This is a genomic window from Roseovarius sp. MMSF_3359, assembly GCF_030733385.1.
Classification (GTDB): Bacteria; Pseudomonadota; Alphaproteobacteria; order Rhodobacterales; family Rhodobacteraceae; genus Roseovarius.
Genome location: NZ_JASHJC010000007.1, coordinates 192529 through 208244 on the forward strand (window position 1 = coordinate 192529; position 15716 = coordinate 208244).

General features: G+C 62.9%; 16 protein-coding genes. 7 read left to right on the top strand and 9 right to left on the bottom strand.

Features of this window, described 5'->3' with window-relative positions:
* Positions 1 to 43: 43 nt before the first annotated feature.
* Together RBB29_RS12430 and RBB29_RS12435 are read right to left on the bottom strand one after the other, a co-directional pair.
* Entirely contained in the window at positions 44 to 358 is a 315-nt protein-coding gene (locus RBB29_RS12430; RefSeq protein ID WP_306115228.1) for a hypothetical protein, read from the bottom strand.
* 132 nt (positions 359 to 490) lie between these two features.
* Positions 491 to 1423: a hydrogen peroxide-inducible genes activator gene (locus RBB29_RS12435; RefSeq protein WP_306115229.1), complete on the bottom strand. Its 933-nt coding sequence runs from the start codon at positions 1421 to 1423 to the stop codon at positions 491 to 493.
* A 141-nt stretch (positions 1424 to 1564) separates the two neighbouring features.
* Here RBB29_RS12435 and RBB29_RS12440 point away from each other — a divergent pair, with 141 nt between their 5' ends.
* The 3 genes from RBB29_RS12440 (at position 1565) to folP (ending at position 4277) form a co-directional block, all read left to right on the top strand.
* Positions 1565 to 1795 carry a YdcH family protein gene (locus tag RBB29_RS12440; protein WP_306115230.1) on the top strand — a complete coding sequence of 77 codons (231 nt, stop codon included), beginning with the start codon at positions 1565 to 1567 and terminating at the stop codon, positions 1793 to 1795.
* Between the two features lie 431 nt (positions 1796 to 2226).
* Entirely contained in the window at positions 2227 to 3156 is a 930-nt protein-coding gene (locus tag RBB29_RS12445) for a dihydroneopterin aldolase (RefSeq protein WP_306115232.1), read from the top strand.
* 104 nt (positions 3157 to 3260) lie between these two features.
* Positions 3261 to 4277: a dihydropteroate synthase gene (folP, locus tag RBB29_RS12450; RefSeq protein ID WP_306115233.1), complete on the top strand. Its 1017-nt coding sequence runs from the start codon at positions 3261 to 3263 to the stop codon at positions 4275 to 4277.
* A gap of 261 nt (positions 4278 to 4538) precedes the next feature.
* On the opposite strand, the gene RBB29_RS12455 is transcribed toward folP, so the two are convergent.
* On the bottom strand, positions 4539 to 5456 hold the full coding sequence (locus RBB29_RS12455; RefSeq protein ID WP_306115234.1) for a DMT family transporter: 918 nt from the start codon (positions 5454 to 5456) through the stop codon (positions 4539 to 4541).
* An 82-nt stretch (positions 5457 to 5538) separates the two neighbouring features.
* The gene (gene ilvC / locus RBB29_RS12460; RefSeq protein ID WP_306115235.1) at positions 5539 to 6561 is read right to left on the bottom strand and encodes a ketol-acid reductoisomerase; all 1023 of its coding nucleotides are present in this window, start codon (positions 6559 to 6561) and stop codon (positions 5539 to 5541) included.
* 128 nt (positions 6562 to 6689) lie between these two features.
* Between ilvC and RBB29_RS12465 the strand changes: the two genes are divergently transcribed.
* The 3 genes from RBB29_RS12465 (at position 6690) to RBB29_RS12475 (ending at position 8827) form a co-directional block, all read left to right on the top strand.
* Positions 6690 to 7145, top strand: a complete 456-nt coding sequence (locus tag RBB29_RS12465) for an Lrp/AsnC family transcriptional regulator (protein WP_306115236.1) — start codon at positions 6690 to 6692, stop codon at positions 7143 to 7145.
* Positions 7142 to 7600 (top strand): Lrp/AsnC family transcriptional regulator, encoded by a 459-nt coding sequence (locus tag RBB29_RS12470; protein WP_306115237.1) that lies wholly within the window; start codon positions 7142 to 7144, stop codon positions 7598 to 7600. The genes RBB29_RS12465 and RBB29_RS12470 overlap by 4 nt, the downstream gene beginning before the upstream one ends.
* A gap of 99 nt (positions 7601 to 7699) precedes the next feature.
* On the top strand, positions 7700 to 8827 hold the full coding sequence (locus RBB29_RS12475) for an aminotransferase class V-fold PLP-dependent enzyme (RefSeq protein ID WP_306115238.1): 1128 nt from the start codon (positions 7700 to 7702) through the stop codon (positions 8825 to 8827).
* Between the two features lie 296 nt (positions 8828 to 9123).
* Here the strand turns inward: RBB29_RS12475 and RBB29_RS12480 are convergent, their stop codons facing one another.
* The 3 genes from RBB29_RS12480 to RBB29_RS12490 form a co-directional block, all read right to left on the bottom strand.
* Entirely contained in the window at positions 9124 to 9804 is a 681-nt protein-coding gene (locus tag RBB29_RS12480) for a M50 family metallopeptidase (RefSeq protein ID WP_306115239.1), read from the bottom strand.
* A gap of 3 nt (positions 9805 to 9807) precedes the next feature.
* Complete coding sequence (locus RBB29_RS12485) at positions 9808 to 11007, bottom strand: UbiH/UbiF family hydroxylase (RefSeq protein ID WP_306115240.1); 1200 nt, start codon at positions 11005 to 11007, stop codon at positions 9808 to 9810.
* A gap of 62 nt (positions 11008 to 11069) precedes the next feature.
* Positions 11070 to 11714 carry a pyrimidine 5'-nucleotidase gene (locus RBB29_RS12490; RefSeq protein ID WP_306115241.1) on the bottom strand — a complete coding sequence of 215 codons (645 nt, stop codon included), beginning with the start codon at positions 11712 to 11714 and terminating at the stop codon, positions 11070 to 11072.
* 108 nt (positions 11715 to 11822) lie between these two features.
* Between RBB29_RS12490 and RBB29_RS12495 the strand changes: the two genes are divergently transcribed.
* Positions 11823 to 12467 (top strand): GntR family transcriptional regulator, encoded by a 645-nt coding sequence (locus RBB29_RS12495; RefSeq protein ID WP_306115242.1) that lies wholly within the window; start codon positions 11823 to 11825, stop codon positions 12465 to 12467.
* On the opposite strand, the gene RBB29_RS12500 is transcribed toward RBB29_RS12495, so the two are convergent.
* Together RBB29_RS12500 and carA are read right to left on the bottom strand one after the other, a co-directional pair.
* Positions 12408 to 14339, bottom strand: a complete 1932-nt coding sequence (locus RBB29_RS12500; protein ID WP_306115243.1) for a glycosyltransferase — start codon at positions 14337 to 14339, stop codon at positions 12408 to 12410. The two genes, RBB29_RS12495 and RBB29_RS12500, sit on opposite strands and share 60 nt — an antisense overlap.
* Before the next feature lie 100 nt (positions 14340 to 14439).
* Positions 14440 to 15585 (bottom strand): glutamine-hydrolyzing carbamoyl-phosphate synthase small subunit, encoded by a 1146-nt coding sequence (gene carA / locus RBB29_RS12505; protein WP_306115244.1) that lies wholly within the window; start codon positions 15583 to 15585, stop codon positions 14440 to 14442.
* Between the last annotated feature and the right edge of the window lie 131 nt (positions 15586 to 15716).

Genomic DNA, 15716 nt, shown 5'->3' on the forward strand with positions numbered 1-15716 from the left:
CACTTTGCGCGGCTTCGAGGCGCGCCGCGCTTCAACCCTGACCTTACAGACAGACCACCGGCACCATGTAACCCGCGGGCATCTTCTTATGGCCCAGCACCGCCATCTCGCGCGACGGGTCCATCACGCAGCCAGTCTTTTCCCGCAGAAACCGCGAGAATCTCCGGCTTCTGATCTGCCGCGGGCCGGGCAATGCCGCGTCTTGGCGGCCCGGCGCCACGCTGACATAATTCGCATAGGGAGCGGGATGCAGGATTTCCAGGTCATGCCCACGGAACTGCGCCACCTCGGGCGCCGGCGCCCTCCCACAGGCGACCAGGGCGAAACACATCGCAGGTGCCATACTCCGCAGCAACATCGCGCAATTCCTCCATCGGGAAACAGGCCACAAGAGTAGGCCGCCGTCGCGCCTCGGGGCAACAAAAAGGTAAACACATCGTTAACGCCGGTCCCTGCGGTGAACCCTGCCGCAATCCCACCACAGCCGCGCTCACTCCACGGTCACATGGCCTGCAAACCGGTCACGGGCAACGCCCCGGACGACGCCGGTCACCCGTTCGATCACCGCGCCATGGGCAGATTGGCGGCGCCAGACCAGCCCCACTGACCGCGTGAAACGGTCCTGCCGGAACCGCAGGACCGCCACGTCGTCATATTGTGCCGGGATCTCAGACAGCACGTAGAGCGCGGGCAGGAAACACACGCCCATGTTCAGCGCCGTCATTTGCCGCAGGGCATCGAGGCTCGTGCCCTCGTAATCCTGCCGCAGCGTCGCGCCCAGCTCGGCGCTGAGTTCTCTGATCTGATCGTGCAGCACATAGGTACTCGACAGCGCCAGGATGTCCTGCCCGGCCAGTTCCGCGTCCGACACGGCCGCTTGCCCGGCGAGGGGGTGATCCTGCGCCACGACCAGTTTCAACGGCTCACGAAACAGGCGCTGCACCTCGACATCGCCGGAGATGACCGGCAGTTGCGTCAGGATGATGTCATGCAGCCCCTCCATCAGCTCGTCCCGCAACACCGCCGGGGCCGCATCGCGGATGATGACCTTGAGATCCGGAAAGGACCGCCGCAGGCGCCGCACCACGTAAGGCAGGATGTAAGGGCCGAGCGTGGGGGTTGAGCCCAGCCGGATCGTCCCGCCCGCCCCGTCCCGCAAAGCGGGTGGCAGCGCCGCCAGTGCCGAAACCTCGTCCAGAACGCGGCGCGCATGGGTCAACACATCGCGCCCTGCCGGGCTCAGGACCGCGCCCCGCCGTCCGCGTTCGACCACCTCAAGGCCAAGGGCCGCTTCGAGGTTGACGATCTGCTGACTGAGCGAGGGCTGGCTGACCCCCATCCGCTCCGCCGCGCGGCGATAATGCCGTGTCTCGGCCAGGGCCACGAAGTATCGCAGCTGCCGCAAGGTGATTTCATCTGCCATCCCATCCTCCGGTCTCCTCAGCCTAAGATAGGTTTTTCAAATCAAACTTTCACGTTCAATAGGATTAAAATTCTGCGCGGACACCCGATATCTATGCCATGGCGGCGTAATCCCGCGCTGACCCAAACCCAGGAGACTTTGATGCCAGAGAGGAAAATCTCACACCGTTCCCTTGCCATGCGGATCGAGGCGCTGCGCCGCCGCCACCGTGAGTTGGATGACCGCGTCACCCAGGAACAGGTGAGAAACTGGTCGGACCCCTCGATGATGAAACGGCTCAAGCAGGAACGGCTGCATCTGCGTGACGCGATCCGCGGCGCCCAAGCCCTTCTGGCCCGCACCGCGCAACGATCGCCCCGCCCCGCCCTTTGATCGCCTGCGCCGCCGTCCAACAGGGAGGACGATGACAATGATGTGGCCCTTTACGATTGGCGTGATGTCTGGCCGCTTCTTTCAAAGCCGCGATATCGACGGTTTGAAAGAGGCGCTGACCGACCCGCCCGACCCCCGCCCGGTGAGGCAACGCCCTCTCGTCCCCAATACCGGGCCTGGGGCGCGGACGCTAAAGCCCCTTGCGGATTTCATGCCGCCTGCCGGACAAACCGGCACTTCGCCAAGAGCGCCCGCGCCCTAAACGCAAAAAAGGCCACCACTTGCGCCAAGACCCCGGCTTTCCGGGGTCTTTTTTCCGTCTGCAATGGGTGAAACCGGCCGCAGAACGTCGTGGACCTGTCGGAAATCTCCTTTTACGCGCCCCCCGGCCCATGCTAAGCCCCGCTGGCAGCCTGAGCGGAGTGGGCAAGATGAGCAATGAAATCAGACTGGCGTTCGAACATCCCTCGGAACGTGCCGACGCGACGGCACCGGATGGTCCGCTGGACCGTATCTCCCTGCGCGATCACATCGTGGAGGTCGAGATCGGCGCGTTTCAGGCCGAACGCGGCATCACCCAACGGATTTGCTTTAACGTCGTGGTCGAGGTGCGTCCGCTGACCGACCCGGTGGCGGACGATGTCGATCGCATCCTGTCCTATGACCGGGTGACCGAGGCCATCGCCGCCGAACTGGCCGAAGAACGCCTGAACTTGCTCGAGACCCTTGCAGAGCGCATTGCCGAGCGCATCCTGCTGGAGCCGCAGGCCGTGCGCAGCTTCGTGCGGATCGAAAAGCTCGACCGTGGCCCCGGTGCGCTTGGTGTGGAAATCGTCCGCTCGGTGGACGATCTGTCGACCAAGCCGGTGGCGCATCATTCCGACACCACGCCGCACCCGCACGTGGTCTTCCTGACCAACGCCGCGATCGGCTCTCCGAACCTGCCGCGCTGGCTCGATCAGTTGCAGGCGCGGGCCGAACCGGTGATCCTCTGCGTCGGCCTGCCGGATGTCGACAGCCCCAAGACTGGCCACAAGATGACCCAGAGGCGCGTTGACCTGCTTGCGATTGAACAAAACGCCTGGATGCTGGCCGGACGCGACGACCGTTGCGTCGTGGTCGATACCCGGACCGAGCTCGACTGGGCCATGAAGAACGGTCAGATCAGCGTCTGGGCGCCCTCCAAGATTGTCCTGGATGCGGTTGACGGCCCCACCGTCGGCCCGAACGACCCGGTGGCGCTGGCCGCGTGGTTTTCAGGTCATGTCGAGGCCTCCGATCTCCTGTTGATCGGGGAACGCCCCCCTACCAGCTCGCCGGTCCCGGTTCTGGTGCAGGACATCGCGCAATCCGGGCTATGAACCGACGCCTCCGCAAACCACCCGTCCCGGGCCTGACCCGGGACCTCCACACCAGCCCGGCACGCGCGCATCGGGCTGCGATATGGTGGCGCTAGGTCCCGACCATGGCTGATTGCTACTATCGCCCCATCGCCCGCACCGACCACATCCGCCCCGAGGGCGCCCTGCTCCTTGCGGGGGGGTGGACCTGGTTCGACATGGCCGAAGAAATCACCCGCGATGGCACGTCGCGTTTGATCCACGCCTCGAACCTGCCCGACAAGACCCTTGGACGGCTGACCGCCCCGCGCGCACCGATCTGCGGCCTGAGCTTCGAGACGCCGCGCCTGATGGGCATCCTCAACGTCACACCGGACAGCTTCTCCGATGGTGGACGCCATAACGCGCCGGATGCGGCCATCGCCCATACGAACGCGATGATCGCCGGAGGCGCGGACATGATCGACGTGGGGGGCGAGTCGACCCGCCCCGGCGCGGAACCCGTTCCCGTCGCCGATGAAATCGCGCGCACCGCCCCGGTCATCGCAGCGATCCGCGGGCAGTCCGATGTGCCAATTTCCATCGACACCCGCAAAACACCCGTTGCCTGCGCGGCCCATGAGGCGGGCGCGAACCTGGTCAACGACGTGGCCGGGTTCACCTTTGACGACACGCTCGCGCCCTACTGTGCCGAAAACGCCCTGCCCGTCTGTGTCATGCACGCGCAGGGCCGCCCGGAGACGATGCAGAACGATCCGCGCTATGACCATCCGGCGCTTGATATCTACGACTGGCTTTCCGAGCGGGTCGATGCGCTTGTGGCGGCAGGCATTGCCCGGGATCAGATCATCATTGATCCCGGCATCGGTTTCGGCAAGACGCGCGCCCATAACCTCGTGCTCCTGCAGAACCTGTCGCTTTTCCACGGCTTGGGCTGTCCCATCCTGCTGGGTGCGTCACGCAAACGCTTCATCGGTGACCTGAGCGGGGTGAACGAGGCGTCCGAGCGCGTGCCGGGATCGCTTGCCGTGGCCATCGCGGGTGTTGCACAAGGCATCCAGATGCTGCGCATTCACGACGTCGCCGAGACCGCCGCCGCGCTGAAGCTCTGGCAAGCGGCGACGGGTGGAGAGCCGGCGTAAAGGCGATCCGCTCTAAGCCACGCATAATGTTGTCGGCCTAACCCTTCCGTTCGCAACCCTGCGCTTAGCCGCTCGATTGCCAGACCGCGGGATGGCGATCAACCGCTGTTGAACGCATTTTATCTCTACCAAATCCGAAAATGCCCCGATCATTGCGCAACCTCTGCCAATCGCCAGCCCTTGCGGGCGGTCTGGCGATTGCGCGGCGGCCTGCGGCCTTGATTCCGCGCAAGAAAACCGCCGAACTAGATGGCCAGTCTCTCACCCCCGGCCAAACAACCGCCTGAGAGCGCCAAGCTGGCTCAGGGCAACCCCGCTCAGGATCATCGCCATCCCGACCAGCAGGCTCGGCGGCAACGGCTCCGCCAGGATCATCGCGCCCAGGAAGACCGACCACAAAGGCACCTGATAGTTCACGAGGCTCATGAAGACCGGCCCGGCATCGCGGATAACCTGGGTCAGCAACACCTGCGCCACCGCGGTCGGCAAGACGCCAAGGTAGAGAAGCGCAAACATCGCCTTGGTATTCACCCCCGACGGCACCCCTTCGACATAAAGCGCGAGCGGCAGTGCGATCACGCTGGCCACGCTCAGAGCGGCGGCCGAAAGCGACAGCATGTTCACCGCCGGGCAGAGCCGTGTGGCGATGGCGCCGATGGAGTAACAGCCCGCCGCCGCCACGCAGGCGATGCGCGCCAGCGATTCCAAGTCGCTCCCGGTCGAGACGAACGCCGATTTTCCGATCAAGACGATCACCCCGGCCGAGCCAATCAGGAAACCGATCAACCGCCGCAGCACCATCGTCTCACCCGGCACAAACACATGCGCCAGCGGCAGCACCATGAGCGGCACAACCGCCATGCAGACGCCCGCAAACCCCGACGCGACCGAAAGCTGCGCCCAGGATAGAAGAGAAAACGGCACAATGTTCGAAAATAGCCCCATGATGATGGCAAATATCCATATCTTGCCGCCGTTTTCCTGCGACAGCGACGGCAGGCCAATCCCCCGCACCGCGCAGAGAAGCACCAGGAGCACCGCGCCAAGGGTCAGCCGGATGGCTGCCACGGTCAACGGCCCCACCCCGGTGAGCGCCACGGTCACGAACATGAAGGACGCGCCCCAGATCACCCCGAGGATGAAGAGTTTCAGCCAGTTGATCGGATTGATGGGGGTCATGCGCGCCTCTTGGTTCTGGAACGTAAAGACCCCAGCCATTGGCCGGGGTCAATCCAATTCAGCCTAGAATTTGACCGTCCGGTCAGTTCTTTTCCTGATCGACCAGCTTGCCCGCGGAGATCCACGGCATCATGGCGCGCAGGTTGCGGCCAACCTCTTCGATCTGATGCTCGTCATTCATGCGACGGGTGCCTTTGAAGAACGGCTGCCCAACGGCATTTTCCTGCATGAAATCACGTACAAAGGCGCCTTTCTGAATGTCGGTCAGGATGGCCTTCATCTCTTTCTTGGTCTGCTCGTAGGGAATGACCCGCGGACCGCTGACATATTCGCCATATTCGGCGGTGTTCGAGATCGAGTAGTTCATGTTGGCGATGCCGCCTTCATAGATCAGGTCAACGATCAGCTTCACCTCGTGAAGGCACTCGAAATAGGCCATCTCGGGCGCATAACCCGCCTCGACCAGTGTCTCGAACCCGCAACGGATCAGTTCGACCAGACCACCACACAGCACCGCCTGCTCACCGAAGAGGTCGGTTTCGCATTCCTCGCGGAAGTTGGTTTCGATGATGCCCGATCGGCCACCGCCAATGGCCGAGCAATAGCTGAGGCCAATCTCAAGCGCCTTGCCGGAGGCATCGGTGTCAACCGCCACAAGGCACGGTACGCCGCCGCCTTTGACATATTCCCCGCGCACGGTGTGGCCCGGGCCCTTGGGCGCCATCATGATAACGTCGATGCCTTCCTTGGGCTCGATCAACCCGAAATGCACGTTCAACCCGTGGGCAAAGGCAATCGCAGCACCGGGTTTGATGTTGTCATGCACGTATTTCTTATAGGTCTCCGCCTGCAATTCATCGGGCATGGTGAACATGATGAGGTCACACCAGGCCGCCGCTTCGGCGATGCCCATGACGGTCAGGCCCTCGCCTTCGGCCTTCTTGGCGCTGGCCGAGCCTTCGCGCAGGGCGACGACAAGGTTCTTCGCGCCCGAATCGCGCAGGTTCAGCGCATGGGCGTGGCCTTGGGAGCCATAGCCAAGAATGGCCACTTTCTTGTCCTTGATGAGGTTGATGTCGCAATCGCGGTCATAATAAACGCGCATGAGTTTCTCCTGGTTGATTGGTCTGTAGCCAACCTACGCCTTTCCGCGCGATAAACCGGACATAAATCATTTTCTTTCGCCATTTGATGATATATTCATTCGTCATAATCTTATTTTGGCAAAATTTCATGCTCGACGACACGGACCGGCGCATCCTGCGCCACTATCAACATGACGCCACGCTTGGACCGGCGGAGCTTGCCGATCTCGCGGGCGTCACACCCGCAACCTGCACCCGCAGGCTCGACCGGATGGCGCGGGCGGGCATCATCCGGGGCAACCGCGCAGTGATCGACTGGCGCGCGCTCGGCTATGAGGTCGAGGTCTCCTTGCGCATCGCGCTCGACAAGACGCAGCCCCGCGCCTTTGACGATTTCATGACCGCCGCGCGCGACGTGCCGGATATCATCGAAATCCAGACGTTCCTGGGCCGGGTTGATGTGCGCCTCTCAGTGATTGCCCGCGACATGGCGCATTATCAGCAGATCTATCGCAGCGCCATCCTCACCCTGCCCCATATCGCCGAGGTCGAGGCGCTGATGCACGTCGCGCGGATCAAATCGGACGAGGTTCTGCCGCTGTGATCGAACTCGACACAACCGACCGCCTGATCCTGCGGGCCTTGACGCAGGACGCTACGCAATCGGCAAGCGCGCTTGGCCGCAGCCTGGGCCTGTCGCAACCGGCCACCTGGCGGCGCATCCGCAGGCTCTATGACAGCGGGGTCATCAAGGGGCAGCGGCTTGACCTCGATCACGAAAAGCTCGGATTTGGCGTCACGGTCTTTCTCGGCATCAAGCTCGCCACCAAGGGGCGCGTGAGCCTTGACGATTTCGAGCGTGCCGTCTCGGCCATCCCCGAAGTGCAGACGGTGGAGCATATCCTGGGCGTCTATGACTATCGCCTGCGGGTCGTGGCGCGGGATATCTCGGATTTTGAGCGGGTTTTACGGCGCCGTATCATGATGTTACCCGGCGTAGGTGATGTGGAAGCCAATGTGCTTCTGAGCGAGGAACGCCGTCCCGGACCCATAGGCTAAGCTGTCGAAAACGACCGGGAAACTGGCGGCTTTTCGGGATGCCACCAGCGCGGCGTTCTGATATGCGGGATCAAACACCTGTTTCACGGAGACGCCGCCATGACTGCCCTTCTCGACCATATCGACCCCGACGGTCTGCTTGAATATTCGGTCGTTTTCACCGACCGGTCGCTCAACCACATGTCGGCCAGCTTTCAGCAGGTGATGAACGACATCTCGGGCATGCTCAAGGACGTCTACAATGCCGATGCGGTGGCCCTGATCCCCGGCGGCGGCAGTTACGGGATGGAGGCCGTCGCGCGCCAGTTCGGGACCGATGCACATGCGCTGATCGTGCGCAACGGCTGGTTCTCCTACCGCTGGACGCAGATTTTCGACGCGGGACAGTTCACGTCCGATACCACCGTCTGCATGGCGCGCCAGACCGGCAATGGCGACGTGGAGCCGTTCGCTCCCGCCCCGATCGACGAGGTCACCGCCAAGATCCGTGACGTGAAGCCGGACGTCGTCTTCGCGCCGCATGTGGAGACCTCCGCCGGGCTGATCCTGCCCGATGACTACGTGACCGCGCTGGCCGAGGCCGCCCATGAGGTCGGCGCGCTGATGGTGCTCGACTGCATCGCCTCGGGTTGCGCCTGGGTCGACATGAAGGCCACCGGCGTGGACGTGCTCATCTCCGCCCCGCAAAAGGGCTGGTCCGCGTCGCCCTCCGCGGGTCTCGTGATGATGTCCGACCGCGCGGTCAAGCGGATGGAAAACACCCAATCCAACAGCTTTGCCATCGACCTCAAGAAATGGCATTCGATCATGCAGGCCTATGAAAACGGCGGTCATGCCTATCACGCAACGATGCCCACCGATGCCCTGCGCGCTTTCCGCGACACGATGCTGGAGACCAAGGAATACGGGTTTGAAAAGCTGCGGGATGCGCAATGGGAACTGGGCAATGGCGTGCGCGGCATGCTGGCCGCGCGCGGGGTGAAATCCGTGGCCGCCGACGGGTTCGGCGCGCCCGGCGTTGTGGTCAGCTACACCGACGATCCGGATATCCAGAACGGCAAGAAGTTCGCAGCCGAGGGCATGCAGATCGCCGCCGGTGTGCCGTTGCAATGCAACGAGCCGGAGGGCTTCCGCACCTTCCGCCTTGGCCTTTTCGGCCTCGACAAGCTCTATGACGTGCCCGCCGCGATGAAACGGCTTGAGGACGCTTTCGACAGAGTTCTCTGAAGGTTAGACGGTCTCCGTTGCAATTGAAAAGGCTTCGAACCGGGTTGGTCCGGACGGGGCATCGACCGGACAACGTCAAAGCCGCGGGATGGCGACCGGCTTTGCGAGGGAAGTTCTTTATCTCAGCCAAGTCAGCAGAACCTCCGGGCAATGCACCAACATCAACCAATCGCCAGCCCGGGGGGCGGTCTGGCGATCGCGCGGCGCCCTGCGGGCTTGATTCCGCACGAAAGTTCAGAACTTGGACAACTCAGTTCCCAATTGGTCTGGTTTCTAATGCGCTGCCCTTGTCCAGATCAGCGACCACGCAGGCGGATGTTGCTGTCGCGCCCCAATCCCCTGCGCAGGGTCAGGACGATCACCGCAAGACTGATGATCAGCCACGCCCACCCCCAAAGCGTGGCGGTCCCGCCGAACTCGTCGGCCAGCATGCGCGCGTCCGAAAGAAGATGCGACCGCGCGATCGTATCGCTGTAAATGTCGAGCGGTACGTAGATCATGCTGGTCAGGCCAATCACCCGTAAGGTTAGGTCGTTGACGTCCCGTGGCAAAAACCGCGCCACGCCCAGCATCAGCAGACCCGTCACCATACCAAAGCCGATGGCAAAGAAATCGCGCACGTAAAGCCCCGTCACTGCAAGCAGCACCAGGCCAAGACCGCCCAGAACGATGCGGTCCCAATGGGTTCGGACCGCGGCTATCATCAGCAAAGCACCGATCAGCAGCGACCCCATGTAACCTGCGGTCAGGATCAGAAAGCGGTTGCCCCCGCGCGAGATCACCATGCCGCCCTGCATCGGGTCGATTGTCAGGCCCAGGACCGATCCGCCGGTCAGAAGGGTCGCGATGGCATGGGAAATCTCATGCAGAAAGACGATCAACACCTTGAGCGGTGCCACCACCCAGGTGGGCCAGAACAGAACGATCAACAGGGTCAGCAGACCAAGTTGCCAGTGACCCCGGGCCAGGCGGCGCATCAATCAGCGCACCCCAAGCCCGAGCTGCATCAGCGTCTTGCGGACCGGTGCGAGGGCATAGATCGCATCTAGCCCCATGGCACGGACGTCGCGCAAGGGCTGCGCCCGCATCATCGAGGCACGGTTCAGCAGGTCGATGCCCGCGACCCGCGCGCGGATCTCGGTATGACGACGGCGGTGATAGGTTTCGAGCGTCTGCAGATCGCCCAGGCGTTCCGGCGCAGCCTCGGCCAGGTCCAAAAGCACCCGCAGATCCCCCAGTGACATGTTGAGCCCCTGCGCCCCGATGGGCGGCACCACATGCGCCGCCTCGGCCACAAGCGCCACGCGCTCGGCATAAATCTCGCCCGCAACCTGGCTGATGATCGGCCAGACCGTGCGCCGCGACGCCAGCGTGAGCGGCCCGAAGAGGCGACAGGAGCGGTCGTTCATCGCGGCCTCGAATTCCGGTTGCGGCAGGGCGGCGAGGCGCTGCACCTCCGCGCCTTCCTCCATCCACACCACGGCGGAGGACGGGCGGCCCTCGTAATCCGGCAGCGGCACCAGGGTGAACGGCCCGCCGGACCGGTGGATCTCGGTCGAGACGTTGCCGTGCGGGATCGCGTGGGTGACCGCAAAGGCCAGTGCTTTCTGCCCGTAATGCGTTGTCTTCACGTCGATCCCCGCCGCTTCCCGCATGGGGGAGTTGCGCCCGTCGGCGGCAATCACCAGCCGACAGCGGACGCGGGTGCCGTCACTCAGGCCCACGCGCGCCTCGACCTCGCGGGTGAAAAGCGTGGTCGTGCCGATGCCGGGGCGGAAGGTGACATTTGGCAAGCCCTCCAGATGCGCAACCATCTCGCGCCTCAAGAGCCAGTTGGGCAGGTTCCAGCCAAAAGGTTTGTCGGAAATCTCCGCCGCATCGAATTCCTTGGTGATCCGCGGCTCGGCCACTTCGCCGCCCGCATCGACGATCCGCATCACCTGCAAATCAGCGGCATGAGGGGCCAGGCGCGCCCACAAACCGGCCCGATCCAGAAGCGCCTGCGCCGGTTGCAGGAAAGCGGTTGTCCGCAGGTCCGATCCCGATTGGTCCCGGTCCGTGACCGGCGGCGCCGGGTCGAGACAGAGCACGGAAAACCCCGCAGAGCCGAAAATGCAGGCCGCCGCCAGGCCGGCCACACCGCCGCCCGAGACAAGGATATCGTGATCGAATTGGGTCATGCGCCTGCCCTCCTGCTAATCGACATAGGGCATGAAAGGCGTGGTTTCCAAGCGGCAGCCTGTCACAGCAACCGCCCGAGGAAATCGGTCAGGTCATCGGTGTGGTGGTGCACATGATCGAGCGCCTGCGCCTCCGGGGCGACATGCACCGTGCGCATCCCCATCGCGTGGGGTGCTTTGAGGTTACGTGCCTCGTCTTCGAACATGGCCGCCCGTTGCGGCGCGATCCCGTCGCGGGTAAACACCGCATCGAACGCCTGCTGCTGCGGCTTGGGCAAAAATCCCGCATGTTCGACACCGTAAACCGCGTCAAAGGCACCGGCGAGGCCACGCTGCGCGATCACCCGTTCGGCATAGGGCGCGCAGCCATTGGTGTAGACGATCTTGCGCCCCGGCAACGCGCGAATGCGGGTGTTGAGCTCGGCATCGGGCTCCAGATGATCCAGAGAAATCTCATGCACCTCGATGAGGTAGGGATCGGGATCAATGCCGTGTTCGTTCATCAGACCCGCAAGCGTCGTGCCGTGTTCATGCCAGTACTTGTTGCGCAGATGGTCGGCCTCGGCACGGTCCACGCGCAGGGTTGCCATCACGTATTCGGTCATCTTGACCTCGATCTGATCGAAAAGCCGCGCCTCGGGCGGGTAAAGCGTGTTGTCGAGGTCAAAGACCCAAGTATCGACATGTGTGAAATGCTGTTTTGGCATGGCGGCAACCTAGGCGCCTGCGACAAGAGTCGCAATCGCCAAGGCTTGATTGATTGGCCAAAGCGCGGCTAGGGTCGCGGAACAACTCAGCGCAGGGACATTCATCGTATGAAAACGCCGCAAAAAGACGCCTATACCCTGATCCTCGAAGCGATCGACATGGGGACCTACAAACCCGGCGACCGGCTGGTGGAAAGCGATCTGGCGGAACAGTTCGGCGTGTCGCGCACCCCCATTCGCGAGGCGCTGCAACGGCTGGAAACACAATCCCTGCTGACGCGCGACGGACGCAGCCTGATCGTGTCGTCGCTCGATCACAACCAGTTGGCCGAGCTTTACGTTGTCCGTGCCGAGCTCGAGGCACTGGCCGCCAACCTCGCTGCGCGCCATGCGACCGACGAAGAGGTGCGCGTGTTGCAGGATATGGTCGAAGATGACCGCAAACTGATGGGCGATCCGACCGCGATGGCCCGCGCCAACCGGCGGTTCCACAAGCAGATCCACCTGGCCTCGCATAACCGGTTTTTGGTACAGCAGCTTGGCCTTGTGCATCAATCCATGGCGCTGATGGCGACCACGTCGCTGGCGGCCGTGGGGCGGGATGAGGATGCGCTGAACGAACACCAGGCGTTGGTCGATGCCATCGCCGCGCGGAAACCCGAAGCCGCGGGCGAAGCACTCAAGGCGCATATCTCAAAGGCTTTCGTGACGCGCCTCAAGCTCGATTCCGGTGAGGTCGACGCGGTCGTCTGACGGCGGCGGCCGGATCGCGGCAAGGGACAGACCATGCGCGGTCTTGTCCCAGAAAAACGGTTTCAGAACAAGCTCATAGAGCGCCTTGTAGGCCGCGATTGCCCCAAGCGGCGAATAGAAGTGCATCGTCGGCGCCCAGGCCATCAGGTGCTTGTGTTTGCGCCCCGAAACGGCGGTGACGTGGATGGCGATGTTGAGCACTTCGACGATAAGGAACATGCTGCCAAGCGCCATCAGGGCCGAACGCGGCACGACGCTGTCGAGCGGGTGCCAGTAGCCCAACAGGACCAACCAGAAGGACCACAGGAACGGCGCCAGGATGAATTGCGACAGCGCGGTCAGGAAATGCGCCTGAAACCCCAGGAATTTCCACGCGCCAAGCTGCCGATAAAGAAGCCCGGGCTGACGCATATGCACCAGATAGGTCGTCATATAACCCTTGAGCCAGCGCGAGCGTTGCTTGATCCACGGCCAGGGGCGGCAATTCGCCTCCTCCTCGGTCACGGTGTCGATCATCTCTGTCCGGTAGCCGTGGCGCGCCAGCCGGAAACCCAGATCGGCATCTTCGGTTACGTTATGTGCGTCCCATCCGCCAAGTTCCTCCAGCACGTCCCGGCGGAAGTATAGCGTGGTGCCACCCAGAGGAATTGCAAAGCCAAGCCGCGCCAGCCCCGGCAACATGAGCCGGAACCATGTCGCGTATTCAATGGTAAAGCAGCGCGCCAGCCAGTTCTGACGCGGGTTGTAGTAATCGAGTACCCCTTGCAGGCAGACCACATCCGGCGGCGCGGTTTGGAACCGTCGCGCGACGATGGTGATCTGGTCGGGGTCTGGCGCGTCCTCGGCGTCGAAAATACCGATGATGTCACCCTGACAGAAATCGAGCGCATAGTTCATGGCGCGGGGTTTGGTCCGGGGCGAACCGTCGGGCACGATCACAGGACGGATCCACGCGGGAAGGTCGATCGCGGCAAGAGTATTGCGCGTGGTCTCGTCCTCCTCCTCCATGACGAGGATCACGTCCAGGAGGCATTTCGGATAGGTCAGACGGCTCAGCCGCGCGATCAACGCATGGGCGATCTCGGTCTCGCGGAAGAGCGGCACGAGGATGGACACTTTGGGCAGAGGTTGCTTCGGCTTGTTAACCACTTCGGGGGTATCACGGTTTGTGACACTTGCAACAAAGGCCGAGGTCTTTAACCCCGCGGCAACCATAAGGGTAAACACGGCCCACAAAACGAATCCCCCGAAAATCACCGTGGGAAAGGCCAGGGTGACGCCCGCTAGCGCGGTCAGAAAGGCCAGGGTCAGGGTCAGCCGCCTACCGAATGTATTGCCCCAGGTGCGGCAACTTTCGATCAACGGCACACGCGCCTGCGCCGCCCGGGTCAGCAGCGACCGGTTGCGTTTGGCAACGGTATCCTGAATCGCATCGCGCGGACCCACGACCATCTTTGCGCGCGCGATCTCGGACGGGAATTCCGCCAGTGCGGCGCGAAAATCCTCGGGGCTGCTGATCGCGACAGCGTCGGTTCCGTCACTTTCAGAGAACGGCATAATGCCATGTTTCAAAAGACTTTTTATATCCATCGTGGTGTCGCGCGGAATGGTCGCTTCGAGAGCGACCGCATTCATCCGGCGACTGGCAACGCGCTTGGCGTGCATGTCCAGCAGATCACGCTCGGAGGCCAGCCCCTCGGCCCGCAAGATCCGGTCCAGCGAGGTGTCGCAATGACGTGCGACGAGCTGTGCCAGGGCGGCGTCGGATTGCGTGATCGCGCCCGCCGACACAAGATCACTTTCCAGCGAATTGTGCGGGCCGGCAATCTTCAGCGACTGCGTGTCCAGCTGTCGCAGTTCCGAGATACCCATAAAATACTCCTTACCGGCAATACCGGAGAGGAGTTTGGTTCACGTTGGTTAATGATGCGTAAACAATAGGTTAACCGGAGCTTTAAAAGTCCGGTAGAGTTTAACTCATCGACGCGGCAAACCGTTCAAAAAGGTAAAAGCTGTCCTGCGGGCCGGGGCTCGCCTCTGGGTGGTGCTGCACCGAAAAGACCGGGCGGTCTTTGATCCGGATGCCGCAATTCGAACCGTCGAAGAGCGACACATGCGTCTCGACCACCCCATCGGGCAGGCTCTGGCTGTCTACGGCAAAACCATGGTTCATCGACGTGATTTCGACCTTGCCGGTATCGACCTCTTTGACCGGATGGTTGGCGCCGTGGTGACCGTGGTTCATCTTGATGGTCTTCGCCCCAAGCGCCAGCGCCAGCATCTGGTGTCCCAGGCAAATGCCAAAGACGGGCAGATCCTTGTCGAGGATGCCCTGGATCATCGGCACCGCATATTCGCCTGTGGCCGCCGGATCGCCGGGTCCATTGGAAAGGAAAACCCCGTCCGGATCGTGGGCGAGCACCTCTTCGGCGGTCGCGGTCGCAGGCAGCACCGTGACGTCGCATCCGGCGCTGGCTAGGCAGCGCAGAATGTTGCGCTTGGCGCCGTAATCAATCGCCACGACCTTGTGTTTGGGGTTGTCCTGCCTGGTGTAGCCCTCGGGCCAGGCCCAGCGCATTTCGTCCCAGCGATAGGATTGAGCGCAGGTCACCTGCCGCGCGAGGTCCATGCCTTCCAGCCCGGCAAAGGCGCGTGCTTTCTCGACAAGAGCGGCGGCGTCGAAATTCCCGTCCGGATCGTGGGCCAGCGCCACATGCGGCGCGCCCTGATGCCGGATCGCCCGGGTCAGGCGGCGCGTGTCCACCCCGCCGATGGCAATCCGGCCACGCCGCGCCAACCAGTCCGATAGCGTTTCGGTCGCGCGCCAGTTGCTGGGCTCCGTCGGGTCCCATTTGACGACCATGCCGTCGGCCACCGGATCGGCGGTCTCGTCATCCTCGGGATTGACGCCGGTATTGCCGATATGGGGGAAGGTGAAGGTCACGATCTGCCCTGCGTAGGAAGGGTCTGTCATGATCTCCTGATAGCCGGTCATGGCGGTGTTGAAGCAAAGCTCTGCGGTGGTCTCGCCGGTGGCGCCGAAGCCGCGGCCATAGAACAATGTCCCGTCCGCGAGAGCAAGACAGGCGGTCGGGTGCGGCTGCGGGGTGTGCGCCATGGCGGGATTCTCCGGATGTGCAAATTGGCGCGAACCTAAGGGGGTGTCTGCCAAGGGTCAAGGCCGAAGATACGCACCGTTCAGGCCAGCAAAATAAGGTGTTACGTGGCGTGAGAGGCGGTTGCCCTTCG